Source organism: Mycobacterium asiaticum, assembly GCF_001668675.1.
GTDB classification, from domain to species: Bacteria; Actinomycetota; Actinomycetes; order Mycobacteriales; family Mycobacteriaceae; genus Mycobacterium; species Mycobacterium asiaticum_D.
The window spans coordinates 1-16,376 of sequence record NZ_LZKQ01000204.1 but is presented as its reverse complement, the minus strand read 5'-3'; the positions used below and the strand labels follow the sequence as shown (position 1 = coordinate 16,376).

Annotated in this window: 14 protein-coding genes; 1 reads left to right on the top strand and 13 read right to left on the bottom strand. The window is 69.6% G+C overall.

Going from position 1 to position 16,376, the window contains the following annotated elements:
* Nucleotides 1-101: 101 nt before the first annotated feature.
* The 5 genes from A9X01_RS17315 to A9X01_RS17295 form a co-directional block, all read right to left on the bottom strand.
* The gene (locus A9X01_RS17315) at nucleotides 102-1,247 is read right to left on the bottom strand and encodes a thiolase family protein (RefSeq protein ID WP_065121911.1); all 1,146 of its coding nucleotides are present in this window, start codon (nucleotides 1,245-1,247) and stop codon (nucleotides 102-104) included.
* Nucleotides 1,248-1,293: 46 nt separating this feature from the next.
* The gene (locus tag A9X01_RS17310) at nucleotides 1,294-2,508 is read right to left on the bottom strand and encodes a CaiB/BaiF CoA transferase family protein (RefSeq protein WP_065121914.1); all 1,215 of its coding nucleotides are present in this window, start codon (nucleotides 2,506-2,508) and stop codon (nucleotides 1,294-1,296) included.
* A gap of 21 nt (nucleotides 2,509-2,529) precedes the next feature.
* On the bottom strand, nucleotides 2,530-3,738 hold the full coding sequence (locus A9X01_RS17305; protein WP_065121910.1) for a cytochrome P450: 1,209 nt from the start codon (nucleotides 3,736-3,738) through the stop codon (nucleotides 2,530-2,532).
* Nucleotides 3,739-3,858: 120 nt separating this feature from the next.
* The gene (locus tag A9X01_RS17300) at nucleotides 3,859-5,511 is read right to left on the bottom strand and encodes an acyl-CoA synthetase (RefSeq protein ID WP_065121909.1); all 1,653 of its coding nucleotides are present in this window, start codon (nucleotides 5,509-5,511) and stop codon (nucleotides 3,859-3,861) included.
* 8 nt (nucleotides 5,512-5,519) lie between these two features.
* Nucleotides 5,520-6,140, bottom strand: coding sequence for a PaaI family thioesterase (locus A9X01_RS17295; protein ID WP_065121908.1), 621 nt, complete (start codon nucleotides 6,138-6,140; stop codon nucleotides 5,520-5,522).
* 32 nt (nucleotides 6,141-6,172) lie between these two features.
* Here A9X01_RS17295 and A9X01_RS31890 point away from each other — a divergent pair, with 32 nt between their 5' ends.
* On the top strand, nucleotides 6,173-9,043 hold the full coding sequence (locus A9X01_RS31890; RefSeq protein ID WP_065121907.1) for a hypothetical protein: 2,871 nt from the start codon (nucleotides 6,173-6,175) through the stop codon (nucleotides 9,041-9,043).
* On the opposite strand, the gene tsaD is transcribed toward A9X01_RS31890, so the two are convergent.
* The 8 genes from tsaD to A9X01_RS17250 all read right to left on the bottom strand — a co-directional run.
* Complete coding sequence (gene tsaD / locus A9X01_RS17285; protein ID WP_065121906.1) at nucleotides 9,040-10,077, bottom strand: tRNA (adenosine(37)-N6)-threonylcarbamoyltransferase complex transferase subunit TsaD; 1,038 nt, start codon at nucleotides 10,075-10,077, stop codon at nucleotides 9,040-9,042. The genes A9X01_RS31890 and tsaD overlap by 4 nt on opposite strands.
* Nucleotides 10,074-10,538 carry a ribosomal protein S18-alanine N-acetyltransferase gene (gene rimI, locus A9X01_RS17280; protein ID WP_253849161.1) on the bottom strand — a complete coding sequence of 155 codons (465 nt, stop codon included), beginning with the start codon at nucleotides 10,536-10,538 and terminating at the stop codon, nucleotides 10,074-10,076. The genes tsaD and rimI overlap by 4 nt, the downstream gene beginning before the upstream one ends.
* A 53-nt stretch (nucleotides 10,539-10,591) precedes the next feature.
* Entirely contained in the window at nucleotides 10,592-11,221 is a 630-nt protein-coding gene (gene tsaB / locus A9X01_RS17275; RefSeq protein WP_172832547.1) for a tRNA (adenosine(37)-N6)-threonylcarbamoyltransferase complex dimerization subunit type 1 TsaB, read from the bottom strand.
* Complete coding sequence (tsaE, locus tag A9X01_RS17270; protein ID WP_065121905.1) at nucleotides 11,212-11,715, bottom strand: tRNA (adenosine(37)-N6)-threonylcarbamoyltransferase complex ATPase subunit type 1 TsaE; 504 nt, start codon at nucleotides 11,713-11,715, stop codon at nucleotides 11,212-11,214. The genes tsaB and tsaE overlap by 10 nt, the downstream gene beginning before the upstream one ends.
* Nucleotides 11,708-12,772, bottom strand: coding sequence for an alpha/beta fold hydrolase (locus A9X01_RS17265; protein ID WP_155772138.1), 1,065 nt, complete (start codon nucleotides 12,770-12,772; stop codon nucleotides 11,708-11,710). The genes tsaE and A9X01_RS17265 overlap by 8 nt, the downstream gene beginning before the upstream one ends.
* A gap of 52 nt (nucleotides 12,773-12,824) precedes the next feature.
* Nucleotides 12,825-14,000, bottom strand: coding sequence for an alanine racemase (gene alr / locus A9X01_RS17260; protein WP_065121903.1), 1,176 nt, complete (start codon nucleotides 13,998-14,000; stop codon nucleotides 12,825-12,827).
* Between the two features lie 105 nt (nucleotides 14,001-14,105).
* Nucleotides 14,106-15,488 carry a glutamate decarboxylase gene (gene gad, locus A9X01_RS17255; protein ID WP_065121902.1) on the bottom strand — a complete coding sequence of 461 codons (1,383 nt, stop codon included), beginning with the start codon at nucleotides 15,486-15,488 and terminating at the stop codon, nucleotides 14,106-14,108.
* 29 nt (nucleotides 15,489-15,517) lie between these two features.
* The coding region (locus A9X01_RS17250; protein ID WP_065121901.1) for an NAD(P)H-hydrate dehydratase at nucleotides 15,518-16,376 on the bottom strand (859 nt) is incomplete at its 5' end.

The following is a 16,376-nucleotide window of genomic DNA, read 5'->3' as shown; positions in this document are numbered from 1 at the left end:
GGTCTCTACCGGGTTGTGGGGGGCCGCGGCGCTTCCCCGCCCCCCCCCGGGGGGGGGGCGCCGCCCCCCCCTACCCCCCCCGCGGCGCTGGGGATTACCGGTCAGGTCGTGAGGATGGTCGCCGCGGCGGTGCCCGGCGCGCCGTACAGCTGGGTGAATCCCACCTTCGGGTTGCCGGGCACCTGGCGCTCGCCCGCCTCGCCGCGGAGTTGGCGCACGATTTCGTGGATCTGCCGCAGGCCGGAGGCGCCGATGGGCTCGCCGTTGGCGATCAGCCCCCCGTCGGTGTTGACCGGCATCGCGCCGTCGATCTCGGTGGCGCCGTCGGCCAGGAGCTTTTCCTGATCGCCGTGCTCGCAGAACCCGCACTCGGCCATGTGGATGATTTCGGCGCCGGCGTCGGTGTCCTGCAACTGGATCACGTCGACGTCGTCAGGGGTGATGCCGGCCTTCTCGAACGCGCTGCGGGCGGCGTAAACCGTTGGCGCCACGTCTTCGTCGACGGGTGCGCAGGTGGTGTTGACCTCGTAGGCCCCGTAGCGGCGCGTGCGGACCTCGACCGCCCGCAGATAGACGGGTTTGGAGGTATAGCGGTGCGCGATGTCCGCTCGGCACATGACCACCGCGGCGGCACCCTCGTCGGGCGCGCAGAACATGTATTGCGTCAGCGGGTAATTGAGCATTGCCGAGTTCAGGATCTCTTCTTCGGAGATCGGCTTCCGGCGAAATGCGTTGGGGTTCATGGCCCCATTGCGGAAGTTCTTGGCGGCGACCTTGGCCAGGGTCTGCTGGGAAATGCCGTGATCGTGCAGGTAGCGGTTGGCTTTCATGCCGAAGAACTGGGTGGTCAGGTACTGCCCGTTCTCCGCATACCAGCGCGGCATGCCGACCAGTGCGGGGTCTTCGGTGAAAGCGCCGCGCGGGTGTTTGTCCAGACCAACGGCTATCCCGATGTCGTAGTCGCCTAGTCGGATGCCGTCGGCGCACGCCTTGGCGGCGCTGGCGGCGGTCGCGCATGCGTTGAACACGTTGGTGAACGGGATGCCGGTCAAACCGACCATTCCGACGATCGCGTCCGGGTTGGCCACCGTCCAGCTCCCGCCGGTGGCGAACTGGACGTCCTGCCAAGCGATTCCGGCGTCGGCGACCGCGGCGACGATGGCCTCGACGCCCATCTGCATCGCCGACTTGTCCTCGAAACGCCCGAACGGGTGTAGGCCCACGCCGATGATGGCGACGTCATTCACGGGCGCCACTCCTCATCGCTTTCGCTCTGCATCGTCGTGGCGCGATTCACGCAATAGCCCCTGCATTCTTGAGTTCTTCGATCCGGTCCCAATCCATGCCGAGCTCCATCAGAACCAGCTCGGTGTGCTCGCTGGCCTGCGGCGCCCGGGTCGTCGTCAGCGGCTCGTGATTGAACTGGACGGGGCCGCGGACCACGCGGAACGGCTTGCCTCCGCCGGCGAGCTCGACTTCGGCGATCATGTCGTTGGCGATCGCCTGCTCGTCGTCGACCAGGTCGATGAGGCTCTGGAACGGCGCCCATTGGCCCTTCATCGTCTTAAGGTGCTGCCGCCAATAGTCAAAGGGTTTGCCGGCGAAGGCCTTCGTGATCAGCTCGGCGGCGGCGTCGGCGTTCTGGATCAAGGGGAGCACGTCGGCGAAGCGCGGATCGTCGGCCGCCTCGGGAATGCCTAGGTGTTCGAACGTGTCGCGGATCAGCCCGGTCGGGCTGATGATGCACAGGTTGATCGTGCCGCCGTCGGAGGTTTCGTAGTTGCCCATGAAGGGATTCACCGAGGGCGCGCCGGAACCCGGCATCGGAGTGCGCATGACCTCGCCGGTCTCCATGCCCTGCGTCACGCTGGCGCCGGCCGCCCACCACGCCGTACTCAGCAGCGACACGTCGAGTTCGACCGCTTCTCCGGTGCGCTCGCGATGCAGCAGCGCGGCCGAGATGCCGCCAGCGATGAACATGCCGCCGATCGAATCGCCGAATGCGGGAATGCCTTGTCCCAGTGCGCCGCCCAGCTCCTCGGGCGTCAGGGCATAGCCGATGCCGCTGCGCGTCCAGAACGCCGTACCGTCGTAGCCGCCGGTGTCACGCTCGGCGCCTTTGTCGCCGTAAGCCGACCCTCGGGCGTACACGATGTTCGGGTTCACTTCGCGGATGTGCTCGACGTCGAACTTATGCTTCTGGCGTTGCGCGGGCTTGTAGTTGGTGAGGAACACGTCCGCGGTCTTGGCCAGTTCGTAGATCACTTCCTGGCCGCCCGGCGTGGAGACGTCGATCCCGACACTGCGTTTGCCCCGGTTGGGATGTTCCATCAGCGGGTGTCGTTCCGGATCGATTTGAATGCCACCCATATTCAGAAAGCCGCGCTGGGTATCGCCGCGGGCTGGGTGCTCGACTTTGATGACGTCCGCTCCCCAGTCGGCCAGGATGGCGCCTGCCGCCGGAACGAAGGTGAACTGCGCAAGCTCGAGGACCCGAAAGCCCGTCATGACTTTGACCATTTCCGGACACTACTTCGCGTCGAACGTCACTGGAAGCGCATTCGGTGACCGAAACGGCTGGCCGTGGATGTGCGGGTCATCGTCGGTCAGCAAGGTGACGTTGGTCAGCCGGTCCAGCAGGCATTCCATCGCGACGCGCGTTTCCAGCCGCGCCAGATGCAAACCCAGGCAGGTGTGCTCACCGGCGGCGAACGAGATGTGTGGCATGTGCTTGCGGAAAATGTCGAACTCTTCGGAGCGTTCCCAGCGTCGCTCGTCGCGGTTCGCCGAACCGATGCACACGCCGATCACCGAACGTGCCGGGATCTTCACACCTTCCACCTCGGTGTCCTCTGTCGTGAAGCGTTGCACGACGGTCAGCGGCGTCTCGTAGCGCAGTCCTTCCTCGATGGCCGCTGCCAGCAGCTCGCGGTCGGCTTGCAGCGCCGCGAACTGCTCCGGATGCGTCAGCAGCAGATACAACAGATTTCCCGACGAGCGGTAGGTGGTTTCCAAGCCGGCCGGCAGCAGCAGACGAAGGAACGAGTAAATGGCTTCGTCGGTGAGCTTTTCGCCGTCGATCTCCGCGCTGATCAGGTCACCGATGATGTCCTCGGTGGGCTTGGATCTGCGCTGTTCGATCTGCTCGACGAAATACTCCTTGAGCGCGGCCGAGGCCTCGAAGGCGCCTTCGTAGTTGACGTGGTAGCTGATCAATTGCACGGCGCGCTCGCGGAACATCGGCAGGTCTTCGGCCGGCAATCCCAGTAGCTTTGCGATCACGCGGGTGGGGAATTCGAAGGTGAAGTTACGGACCAGGTCGGCGTGACCTGTTTCGATGAACTCGTCGATCAGGGCATCGCAGATCGGCCGCACGACGGCGGGCTCCCAGCGGGCCAGTGCCTTGGACTTGAATGCCGCGGAAACCAAGTTGCGGTGTTCGCGGTGTTTCTTTCCCTCCATCGCCAAAATCGTCGGCCCCATGAACAGGCCGATGGTCTTGTCGTACGGCTTGGAAGTAAACACCCGGCCATCCCGAAACACCGTGTTGACCGCGTCGAACGACATCGCGGAGTACTCCTGCCTGGGTCGCAGGGACTCCGGCGTCTTGGAGTAGTTCATCACCGTGCCGGCGAACACCGCGGCCTCGTGCCGCTTGCGGGCAAAGAACGGGTAGGGGTCACGCAGGCTGACGGTCTCGTCGCCGGCGGCAGCGGCGGTGTGAACGTTGGTCGTCACTTGATCTCCGGCATCTCGACCTCAGCACGATTCGAACACGTACTTCGTAAGATCGTACTGTAATTATTACAGTAGGCAATATGGGACTGCCAAGCGGTCGCACCCCGCCGGCATCACCGGTCAGCCATTCACCGCCTGCTCACGGGCCCACCGGTAGTCGGCCTTTCCCGACGGGCTGCGCTCGATGACCGGACGGAACACGATCGCTTTGGGGAGCTTGTAGCGCGCGAGCGTCTGCGCAGCGTGCGCCACCAGTTCCCCGGACTCGACGTCGGCGCCCGGCGCGAGCGCCACCACGGCGACGACCTCCTGACCCCACCGCTCGCTCGGCCGACCGGCGACGACCACGTCGGCCACCGCGGGATGTGACGCGATGGCCGTTTCGATCTCCTCGACGAAGATCTTCTCGCCGCCGGAGTTGATGGTCACCGAATCGCGGCCCAGCAATTCGATGGAGCCGTCGGTGCCGTGGCGCGCGCGGTCACCGGGGACGGCGAACCGCACACCGTCGATCACTGGAAATGTCTTGGCCGTCTTGGCCGCATCGTCCTTGTAACCAAGCGGAACGTAGCCCCGCTGCGCGAGCCAGCCCATCCCGTCGTGGCCCGGTTCCAGGATTGCGCTCAGGTCCTCCGCGGCCACGAAGGTGTCCGGGCCGGCGTTGAACCTGCCGGTCGCCACGGCTTCCGATGTCGACATATGGTGCATCTGCGCGCCGGTCTCCGACGATCCGACGCCGTCGATGACAACCGCGTTCGGCAGCGTTTCGATCAAGCGTTGCTTGACGTACGGGGTCAGCAGCGCACCGCCGTTGGCGACGACGGCTAGCGACGACACGTCGGCAATCCCCTTCTCGATCGCGGCGACCAACGGGCGCGCCATCGCATCGCCAACCAGCGTGACCACCATGACTTCTTCCCGCTCGATCGTGCGCACCACGTCGTCGGCGTCCAGATGATCGACGACCGTGGGGAAGACGACGGATTGCCCCGTGGTGATCGCGGTCATCACACTCCACTGGGCCGCACCGTGGATCAGCGGGGGCAGGATCATCAGCTTGGTGCCCGGGCCCGAGGCGGCGCGCTCGACGATCTCGTCGATGGAGCTCGACGGCTCGCCGGTCATGAGATTCCGACCGCCGAAGGAGGTCATGAAAATGTCATGCTGGCGCCACAACACGCCCTTCGGCATCCCCGTCGTGCCACCGGTGTAGAGGACGTACAGGTCGTCGGCGGAGTGCCGCACCGGCGGCGGCTCCGGAGACGCCGACGCCAGGGCAGCCTCGTAATCGACTGCGCCCTCCAGCAATTCGTTGCCCGAGTCATCGGGGATCTGGATCAGCACGCGCAGCTGTGGCAGATCCGGCAGGATCTCGGCCACCCGCGGTGCGAACGCCGCGTGGTAGAGCAGCGCGGTCGCCCCGGCATCCGCGAGCAGGTATTGCAGCTCGCTCTTCACGTAGCGGAAGTTGACGTTGAACGGGGCGACTCGCGCCTCGAAGCTGCCCAGCAACGCCTCGACGAATTCGTTCCCGTTGTAGGCGTAGAGACCCAGCAGGTCCTGGCCCACCTCATGGCCGCTCAGCGCCGAGCGCTCGGTATGGCAGCCCAACCCCTTCGAATGCAGATACGCGGCCAGCCGGTTGGCGCGTTCGATCACCTGCCGGTAGGTGTAGCGCCGGTCGCCCTGGATGACCAACTCCCGATCGGGGATGGCCTCGGCGACGGCCTTCGCGACCGCCGGAACCGTGAACGTTGTTGTGGTGTCGGACATCGTGCCTCTCACGGCTGGTGGGGTAGCAAGCGAACCATCAGGCCGTTGGCTTCGCTGAGGAGCGTTCCATCGGCGGCTATCATAGTAGCGTCAATGAAAACCTTCCTGCCGTCGACGCGTGTGAGGCGGCCGTGGGCGGTCAGTGGCTGGTCGACGGGGGTGATGCTGCGGAAGTCGACGTGCAGGTATGCCGTGCGCGTCGGCCGGATGTCCGCGGTGGTCACGACCATGCCGAACAGCCAGTCGTAGAACAGCGGGATCATGCCACCGTGCACCGCCCGATTCCCGCCGATGTGCGAGGTGGTGAAATGACCGGCCATCCGCACGCCGTCGGGACCGGACTCGGTCACCATCCACGGCGGCATCAGGGGATGGGCCAGCCCGGGCAGGCTCAGCACCCGCCCGGCCACCGCCTCGGTCTCCGGGACCTGGTGGCCGTCCAACAGCGCGCAGGCCTTCTCCAGGTGCGCGGTCGCGGCGGCCCACAGCGCCGGGTCGGGCTTGGTGGATACGGTCAGATCCTGCAGACGGCGCAGCGCCGCGACGAATGGGCCCAGTTCCTGCGGCGCGTCCTCGACGGGTTTGACGTCGGGAAATCCGCCACGAACTTCCGGTGCTGTTTCGGTCATCGCGGTCCTTCGTCCCATGCCCGGATCAGCTCGTGGCGGGGGGGGGGGGCGGGCCCCCGTGGCGGCGGGGGGCGGCCCGGGGGGGCGCGGGGGGCGATGGCGGGGCGGGTGGCGCTGGAGCAACCGGCATCGCAGGTCTGGACGGTGGCGGCAAGGGCAGTGACGGCTCCGCCGGAGGTGCCGGGGGTGCCGGTGGCGCTGGCGGCGCCCAGACCGGCCTGCTCGGACTGGGTGGCCTGCTCGGCACGGGCGGCAATGGCGGAGCCGGTGGCGCGGGAGGCATCGGCGGAAACGGCGGGATCGGTGGCACCGGCGTGGGCTACGCGGTGGACGGCGGCACCGGCGGCACCGGCGGTGCGGGCGGCATTGCCGGCGCCGGCGGGGCCGGCGGCGCGGCGGGGCTCTTTGGATCAGCCGACTTGGGCACGGCGGGCCAAGCGGGCAGCAATGGCGTCGGCGGCCGCGGTGGAACCGGCGGCGACGGGGGCGCGGGCGACGTCGGCGGTGCCGGCACCAGCTCTGCCACGCCCGTCGACGGCAAGCAGGGCTACCAGGGCGGCGCCGGCGGCCAGGGTGGTGCCGGCGGTCAGGGAGTCAACGGAGTCGGCGGCGGTGCCGGCGGCGACGGCGGGACAGGCGGGGTGGGCGGCACCGGCGGTCAAGGTGGCGACAACACCGAGACCAACGGCGCCGCCGGGGCTCAGGGAGGCAAAGGCGGCACCGGCGGCACGGCCGGCGCGGCCGGGGTGGGTACCGACGGCGGACAGGACGGATTGATCGGCACCGGCGGCCAGGGCGGCACCGGCGGCCAGGGCGGCAGCGGTGCCACCGGCGTCGCCGGCAACAGCGGTCTCTCGCCCACGGCCGGCAACCAGGGCGGTCAGGGCGGCGCCGGCGGCCAGGGCGGTGACGGCGGCGCCGGCATCAACGGCGTCGGGGGCGGCGCCGGAGGACAGGGCGGTGACGGCGGGATCGGCGGTGCCGGTGGCCTCGGCGGCAACCACACCGGCACCAACGGAGCTGCCGGAGCTCAAGGCGGCAAGGGAGGGAGCGGCGGCACCGCCGGCGCGGCAGGCCTGGGCACCGACGGCGGCGAAAACGGATCAATCGGCACCGGCGGCCAGGGCGGCACCGGCGGCACCGGCGGCACCGGCGCAACCGGCAGCACCGGCGGCAGCGGGTCGGGGCCGGGCAAGGGCGGCCAGGGCGGCCAGGGCGGCACGGGTGGCCTGGGCGGAGACGGCGGCGCCGGCATCAACGGCGTCGGCGGCGGTCAGGGCGGTCAGGGCGGCACCGGCGGCCTCGGCGGAAACGGCGGAAACGGCGGAAACAACACCGCGAGCAACAGTGGTAATGGTGCCGCAGGCGGCACGGGCGGCACCGGCGGTACGGCCGGTGGCGGCGGCAGCGGCACGGATGGCGGCCAGACGGGCGCGAACGGGACCGGCGGCCAAGGCGGCATCGGGGGCAATGGCGGCAGCGGGGGCACCGGCACCGCGGGCACCAACTCCACGACCGCGCCGGTTGGCGGCAAGCAGGGAGGCCAGGGCGGCGCGGGCGGTCAGGGCGGTTCCGGCGGGGCCGGTATGGGTGGCGAAGGTGGCGGCCAGGGTGGCCAGGGCGGCAACGGCGGCATCGGTGGAACGGGTGGCCTCGGCGGCAACAACACCGGCACCAGCGGCGGGAGCGGTGCCGACGGCGGCAAGGGCGGCACCGGCGGCACGGCCGGGGCGGCCGGACTCGGCACTGACGGTGGTGAGGACGGGACGATCGGCGCCGCCGGTAACGGAGGCAAGGGTGGCGCCGGCGGCAACGGCGGCACCGGTACCGCCGGCACCAGCAGCGGCACGCCCACGGGCGGTGGCCAGGGCGGCAAGGCAGGTGCGGGCGGCCAAGGCGGTGACGGCGGCGCCGGCATCGACGGTCAGGGCGGCGGCCAAGGCGGTGATGGCGGGAACGGCGGTATAGGCGGTACCGGAGGCGCCGGAGGCAACAACACCACCGTCGGAAGCACAACGACCGCCGCCGACGGCGGTAAAGGTGGCACCGGCGGAACCGCCGGAGCGGCCGGCCTCGGCGCGGACGGCGGCCAGAACGGCAAGATCGGTACCGGCGGCCAGGGCGGCACCGGCGGCCAAGGCGGCACCGGCGCCACCGGATCCGCCGGGACAAACGGTTCAGCCCCCACCAGTGGCAAGGCCGGCGGAACCGCGGGTGCGGGGGGCGTGGGTGGTGACGGCGGAGCCGGCATCGGCGGTGTCGGCGGCGGTGCGGGCGGCACCGGCGGCCAGGGCGGTACCGGCGGCAGCGGCGGCAACGGTGGCAGCAGCAACGCGGTCGGTGGCACCGCTACCGGCGGCGCCGGCGGCACCGGCGGCACCGCTGGTACGGGCGGAGCCGGCGGCAACGGAACCGACGGGGGTTCGGGCGGCACCGGCGGTCAGGGTGGCACCGCGGGCACCGGCGGCGCCGGGGGCTTGGCGAACACTTCCGGCAAGGGCGGTAACGGCGGAACCGGTGGCACCGCCGGAACCGGAGGCCGGGGCGGCGATGCCGGCGGCGGAGACGGCAACGGCGGCAAAGGCGGTGCCGGCGGCACCGGCGGCACGGGCGGCGTCGGTGGCAACTCAAGCATTTCTACGGGCGGCACCGGCGGCGACGGAAGCATCGGTGGAACCGGCGGCGACGGCGGCACCGCCAGCGGCACGGGTACGGGCGGCGCCGGCGGCACCGGCGGCACCGGCGGTGGCGGCGGCACCGGCGGCAAGAGCGGCTCTACCAACGGCAAAGCCGGCAACCCCGGCACGGTGGGCAACGACGGCACTGGTCCCACGGGGGTCACCGGCGGCGCCGGTGGGACCGGCGGCGGCTTCGGCACCGGCGGCGCACCCGGCGGGGCCTAGGACCGGACCTGCCCTTTGACCACCGGCAGTCCGGGGTCGCTGGCTGCGTCCAGCGGCGACGGCGGCGCCCCCGCGGCGACGAGCTGGGCGGCAAACGCCGCGATCATCGCGCCGTTATCCGTGCACAGCCGCGGCCGGGGGATCCGGAGGGTCAGCCCGGCATCGGCGCATCGCGCCGTGGCCAGCTCGCGCAGCCGCGAATTTGCCGCCACTCCCCCGGCGATCAGCAGCGTCGAGACCCCCAACTCGGTCGCCGCCCGCACCGCCTTCTTGGTCAATACGTCGGCAACCGCCTCCTGGAATCCGGCAGCGACGTCGGCCGGCCGGAAGTCCGGGTGACTCTCGACGTAGCGCGCGACCGCGGTCTTGAGGCCGGAGAAGCTGAACGCGTACGGGTCGTCCCGAGGTCCGGACATCCCGCGCGGAAACATCACGGCGTCCCGGTCGCCGGTGCGGGCCAACTCGTCGAGCACGCGCCCGCCCGGATAACCCAGACCCAGCAACCGTGCCACCTTGTCGTAGGCCTCGCCGGCGGCGTCGTCGACGGTGCTGCCCAGCTCGACGATCGGCTCGCCCAGCGAACGCACATGCAGCAGGTGGGTGTGGCCGCCGGACACCAACAACGCCACGCTCTCCGGGAGCGGCCCGTGTTCGTAGAGGTCGGCGGCCAGATGTCCGCCGAGATGGTTGACGGCATAGAACGGCACCCCCCAGGCCGCCGCATATGCCTTGGCCGCCGCCACCCCCACCAACAGCGCACCGGCCAGCCCGGGCCCGATGGTGGCGGCGACTATGTCGGGCTTGGTCAGACCGGCGATCGTGAGCGCGCGGCGCATCGCCGGGCCCAACGCCTCCAGGTGGGCACGGGAGGCGATTTCGGGCACCACACCTCCGAACCGGACATGCTCGTCGACGCTGGACGCCACCTCGTCGGCCAACAGTGTCACGGTGGCCTCGGGACCGGAGCCGTCGAGGCGCGTGATACCGACACCCGTTTCGTCGCAAGAGGTTTCGATAGCAAGGATGGTCGTCATCGGGTTTCCCGTCGCATCGTGTAGGCGTCAGCACCACTGACCCGGTAGTAGCGCTTGCGCAGCCCGACCTGTTCAAATCCGACGCTGCGGTACAGCCCGATCGCCGGCTCGTTGTCGGTGCGAACCTCCAGGAACACCACGCCCCCGTCGGCGTAATCGAGCAGTTCGTCGAGCAGTCGACGCCCGATCCCGCGCCCCTGGTAGGCGGGATCGACACCGATGGTGTGCACCTCGTATTCGAAGGGCGGCGTGCGGCCCAGGCGCGAGATCCCGGCGTAGCCGACCAGCGTGTCACCACTGCGCGCACCCACGTAATGGTTGGTCTTGCTGGCCAGCTCCCGCTTGAATGCAACGGCCGGCCAGGGGTCGTCGCCGTCGAACAACAGCGCCTCCAGTTCCGCGCACCGGGCGGCGTCGGCAAACGTCAGTGCCCCGATGGTGATGGGTTCGGCGGCGCCCAATGGCGCCGCTCCTCCGCATCGCATTCGCTCTGCATCGTCGCCGGCGCGGGACGTCATGGCTTGGCCGCCAACGGTTTAGCGTCCGGACGCCGCAGGTACATCGCCACCAGCGGCGCCGGCTCCACCGACCAATCCGGCACGGCCATCGCCAGACCGGCCGGTGTGGGATACACCGGCTCGCAGCGCGGCAGATCGAACAACGCCGCGTGCTCCGGCGAGCCGGCAACCGCGCCCGCGGCTCCGGCGTCGACGTCGGCCGGCGCGCTGACCGCCGGGCCGTCGGTGCGGACGCCGTCGCGGTAACGCGCCCAATAGACCTCGCGCCGGCGGGCGTCGGTGACGACCAGGGTGTCGCCGCCCGTCAGTCGGCCGATGCCATCCAGGCTGCAGACACCGTGTACCGGGATGCCCAGCGCGTGCCCGTAGGCGGCGGCGGTGGCCATGCCGGCCCGCAGGCCGGTGAACGGCCCAGGACCACAACCCACCACCACGGCATCCAGGTCTGCCATCGTCAGACCCGCCTCGGCGAGCGCCTCGACCACGTTGGGCGTCAAGCGCTCCGCGTGTGCTCGCGCGTCCACGGTCACGCGCTCGGCCAGAGTCGTAAAGTCCTCGAGCCGGACAATGCCCGCCGTGACGGCCGGGGTGGCGGTGTCCAATGCCAACACGATGGCTATCTGCACCGCTCCTCCTCATCGCTGCGCTCTGCATCGTCGCCGATGGTGCGCACCCACTCCCAGGTCGCGATCCGCACATCGGAGTGCATGACCCGTTCCAGCCGAATGTCCAAGTGCCGCTCGGCAAGCCGTTCGACCAGTCCTTCGCCCCACTCCACCACGACGACGGCGTCCTGCAGGTCGGTGTCCAGATCCAGCGAGTCCAGTTCGCCGAGCAGGTCGGCGCCGTGTTGGTCCAACAACCGGTAGACATCGACGTGGACCAGCGCGGGCTTGCCCGCCTGCCGCGCCGGGTGCACCCGGGCCAGTACGAACGTCGGCGACGTCACCGGACCGTCGACATCCATGGCCGCCGCGATTCCCTTGGCCAGCACCGTTTTTCCAGCGCCGAGCGGGCCGGTGAGCACCACTACGTCACCTGCGCGCAGCTGCTCCCCCAACCGGGATCCGAGTTCCAGGGTGTCCTCGACACGCTCCAGGGTGGCCGTACCGTTATCCATTGCGCCTGAACCACTTTCGCAGCCGTTCACCCAACCGTCGATAGCGCAGCCGCATCTTGCCCGGCAGCGCCCGATCGATCAGCCGGATCAGGCCGTCGTTGATGGCGTCGGGCTTGTCCAGCAAGGCCAGGTGGCTGGCGCCGGTGACGATCACCAACTCGGACTGCGGCATCGACGCCGCCATCAGCCTCGAGTATTCGTCCGGGGTGAGCAGGTCGTGGTCACCGCAGGCGATCAGCGTTGGGATCTTGAGCAACGTCCACAGCCCAGCCGTTTCGTCGTGCGTTTCCAGCGCGCGCAGGAAGCCGACCAGGGTGGCGATCGGGGTGCCGTTCATCATCCGTTGCGAGAAGGCGTCCAGGCTGCGGCTGACCTGCAGGTCGCTGTAGGACGCGGCGCGCAGGATCGGGCCGATCAGGGACCGGGATACGTTGCGGCCGCGGTGCACCAGATTGGGCGCGGACTTGGCAGCGAATCGAACAGCTTCCAGCGCAGGATTTTTCAGGAACGCACCCAGCGGTGAGCGGGTCACGCCTTCAGCGGCAGAGGAGATCAGCGCCGCGCCGACGATTCGGCGGCCGTAGTGCTCGGGAAACTGTCGGGCGTGCGAGAGCACCGTCATGCCGCCCATCGAGTGACCGACCAGGACGATCGCCCCACGGGGTGCGGACACCCGCAGCACCGACTCCAGGTCCTGGCCGAGTTGGGTCAGCGTGTAGGACTCGGGTTCACCTTCCCCGGACTCGCCGTGCCCGCGCTGGTCGTAGAACACCATCCGCACCTGCGGACCGAAGACCTCGCCGAGCCGTATCCGCTGAAAGTGGAATGCGCCCATGCGCAGACAGAATCCGTGTGCGAAGACGACGGTCAACGGCGCATCCTCCGGGCCGGCCTCGCGCACCACCAGCGACACCCCGTCGGATGTCGTCACGACATAATCGCGGTCGCTGTCCAGCCGCTCGAAATCCTCGTCGGCCCAAGGATCTTCACCGGCGTTGGTGCGTTCGACGATGGTCTTGCGCGCCGAGGCGCCGACCAGGGTGGCCACCGCGGTCAGCCCGGTACTTCCGGCCAACCACGCCCTGCCCCGGTGCGGGTGGTGTTTGTCGTCAGGACTCAACGGTCTGCGCCTCGCGGTAGCTCCTGCCGATCCGCCCCCGAATGCCGGTGACCACCTCGTAGTGAATGGTGCCCACCAGGTCGGCCCAGTCCTGCGCGGTGGGCTCGCCGATGCTGCCCGGCCCGAACAGGATCGCCTCGTCACCCTCGCGCACGTCGGGCTGTCCCGGACCCAGGTCGACGACGAACTGGTCCATGCAGACCCGCCCCGCCCCGGGCCGGCGCCGGCCGTTGATCAGCACCTCGAGTCGCCCACCCAGCGATCGGATCACACCGTCGGCGTACCCGATCGGCAGCAGTGCCACATTGGTGTCACGTGGCGCGACCCAGGTGTGCCCGTATGAGACACCCTCACCTGCCTTGATCGACTTGACAAGGGCGACAGGACATTTGACGCTCATCGCCGGAATCAGACCCATGTCCCCCAGCTTAGGCACCGGGCTCAGGCCGTAGACCGCAATGCCGGGTCGCACCAGGTCGAAGGTGAGATCGGGACGGACCATGGTGGCCGAGGAATTCGACAGGTGGGCCACCTCGAAGTCCACCTTCTGGTCGCGGGCGTATGCCAGCATCTCCCGGAACCGCTTGGCCTGCAGGTCGTTGATCGGTTCTTCCGGCGCATCGGCGTACACCATGTGCGTCATCAATCCCCGCAGCCGGATCTCTTCGGCGGCTACAGCCTTGCGCAACCCGTTCAGCACCGCGGGGTATTCGGCGGGCGCCACGCCATTGCGGTTCAATCCCGTGTCGACCTTCACGGTGACCACGGCCTGTGTGTCCGTCCGGCGCACCGCCTCGAGCACCTCTTCCAGCTGGCGCGCCGAGGAGACCGCGATCTGTACGTCGCCGGCCAGCGCCGGTCCGAAGTCGAAACCGGGTGGGTGCAGCCAGGCCAGTACCGGCTCGCCGATGCCGGCGGCGCGCAGGGCCAGCGCCTCATCGACGGTGGCAACGCCGAGTTCGGCGGCACCTGCGGCCAGCGCCGCGTAGGCCACTCTGGTGGCGCCATGACCGTATCCGTCGGCCTTGACGACGGCCATGACCTCCGCGTTTCCGGCGTGCTCACGTAGCACCCGCACGTTGTGGGCGATAGCACCGAGGTCCACCACCGCCTCGGCGAGGACACCCGGCGTCAGAGAGAGCGACGTAACGGCCACGGCCGCCATTGTCCCAGAGCGCGGCGCAACGGCTTCGCCCGATTGACTCTGCGCTGGTGGCGAGCTTTTACGAGAGCCGGGCGCCCTGCGCGCAGAGTCAACGCGTCAAAGCCGCTAGTGCGCGAAGTGCCCGGCTTCGTAGTGCCCGCCCGGCTTCAGTTTGTCCAGCGAGGCCAGGGCGGTGCGGGCGTCGTCGTGCAGGGCCCGGGCCAGGTCGGCGGACAGGCCTTCGCGGACCACAATGCGCAGCACGGACACGTCGGTGGCGTTGTCGGGCATGGTGTAGGCGGGCACCTGCCAGCCGAACCCGCGCAGCTCGTGGGAGACGTCGAATTCGGTGTAGCCGAGGCCGCGCTGCAGCCGGAAGGCGACGACCGGGATCGCCGACCCGTCGGAGATCAACTCGCAATGCTCGCCGACGCGCAGCTGCTCGCTCAACCAGCGCGCGGTCGACTGCAATGCCTGCATCACCTGGGTGTAGCCCTCGCGGCCCAGCCGCAGGAAGTTGTAGTACTGGCCCACCACCTGGTTGCCCGGCCGGGAGAAGTTGAGCGTGAAAGTCGGCATGTCGCCGCCCAGGTAGTTCACGTGGAACACCAAATCCTCGGGCAGGTGCTCTTTGCTGCGCCACACCACGAACCCGACGCCGGGGTAGGTCAGCCCGTACTTGTGGCCGCTGACGTTGATGGACACCACCCGGGGCAGCCGGAAATCCCACTTCAGTTCCGGGTGCAGAAACGGCACCACGAACCCGCCGCTGGCGGCATCCACATGCACCGGGACATCCACACCGCCGCCCGCCGCCAGCTTGTCCAGTGCGGCGCAGATCTCGGCGATGGGTTCCAGCTCGCCGGTGTAGGTGGTGCCCAGGATCGCCACCACGCCGATGGTGTCCTCGTCGACTGCCTCGAGCACCTGCTCGGGCGTGATGACGTAGCGCCCCTCTTCCATTGGCAGATAACGGGGTTCGACGTCGAAGTACCGGCAGAACTTCTCCCAGACGACCTGCACATTGGAGCCCATCACCAGGTTGGGGGTGCGGGCCTTCCAGTTCTTGCCGACCTTCTCGCGCCACCGCCACTTCAGCGCCAGACCGCCGAGCATGACGGCCTCGCTGGAGCCAATGGTGGAGACGCCGACGGCGCTGCTCGGGTCGTCGTCGCGCAGGTTCTCGGCGTGGAACAGGTCGGCAACCATGCACACACAGCGCCGCTCGATCGCCGCGGTCGCCGGGTATTCGTCCTTGTCGATCATGTTCTTGTCGAACGTCTCGGCCATCAGCCGCCCGGCCTGGGGGTCCATCCAGGTGGTCACGAAGGTGGCCAGGTTCAGCCGCGAGCTGCCGTCCAGCATCAGTTCGTCATGGATGAAGCGGTAGGCGGCGTCGGGATCCATCGACTCCTCGGGCAGCCGCAGGGCCGGCACCGGCGCGGTGAACAGCCGGCCGGTGTAGGCGGGAGCGATCGAATGCGCGGGCAGCGAGGGATGTTGGGGCACAGTGGATCCTTTCTCTACAGCGGAGTCGGCTACAGCGCCGCCAGGGCGGCCCGGATGTGGTGCAGGATGCGCGACGCCGACGTCGGTGCGTCGCCCGGCCCAGGGTCGGCGGCCGACAGCGCCGCGGCACGGGCGTGCACGAATGCGGCCGCGGCGGCGGCCTCGCCGGCCGGCAAACCAGACGCCAGCAGCGCACCGATCATGCCGGACAACACGTCACCGGACCCGGCGGTCGCCGCCCAGGACTGACCGGCCGGGTTCAGGTACACCGGTCCGCCGGGATCGGCGATCACCGTGACATTGCCCTTGAGCAGCACGGTGGCACCGAAGGTGTCGGCGAGCCTGCGGCAGGCCGCCACCCGGTCGTCACCAGGCGGCGCTCCGGCCAGCCGGGCGAATTCGCCGGCGTGCGGGGTCAGCACAGTCGGGGCCGTCCGGTCCGCCACCAGCTGCGGGTGGGCGGCCAGCATGGTCAGGCCGTCCGCGTCGACCAGCACCGGCAAATCGGTGTCCAGCGCGAACCACAACGCGGCGGCCCCGGTTTCGTCCGTCCCCAGCCCGGGTCCGACGACCCAGGCCTGGACCCGGCCGGCCGACGCCGGGCTGGGTGAGGCAATGACTTCCGGCCAGTGCGCGAGAACCTCGTGGTTGGCGCTGCCCGCGTAGCGGACCATCCCCGACGTGGCCGCGACGGCGGCGCCGGTACACAGCACCGCGGCACCCGGATACGTGGCACTGCCGGCCAGCACGCCGGTGACGCCCTGGGTGTACTTGTCGTCGTGCGCGCTGGGGATCGGCCAGCGCGCGAGCACGTCGGCCGCCTCGAATCCCAACATGTCGGTCTCGGGCAGGTCCAGCCCAATGTCGACGAGCTCCACGCGGCCGCAG

Excerpts from the sequence above, each read along its gene's own strand:
- A9X01_RS17310 (WP_065121914.1), bottom strand. The coding sequence starts at position 2,508 with ATGACGGGCTTTCGGGTCCTCGAGCTTGCGCAGTTCACCTTCGTTCCG.
- A9X01_RS17300 (WP_065121909.1), bottom strand. The coding sequence starts at position 5,511 with ATGTCCGACACCACAACAACGTTCACGGTTCCGGCGGTCGCGAAGGCC.
- A9X01_RS17295 (WP_065121908.1), bottom strand. The coding sequence starts at position 6,140 with ATGACCGAAACAGCACCGGAAGTTCGTGGCGGATTTCCCGACGTCAAA.
- tsaD (WP_065121906.1), bottom strand. The coding sequence starts at position 10,077 with ATGACGACCATCCTTGCTATCGAAACCTCTTGCGACGAAACGGGTGTC.
- tsaE (WP_065121905.1), bottom strand. The coding sequence starts at position 11,715 with ATGGATAACGGTACGGCCACCCTGGAGCGTGTCGAGGACACCCTGGAA.
- alr (WP_065121903.1), bottom strand. The coding sequence starts at position 14,000 with ATGGCGGCCGTGGCCGTTACGTCGCTCTCTCTGACGCCGGGTGTCCTC.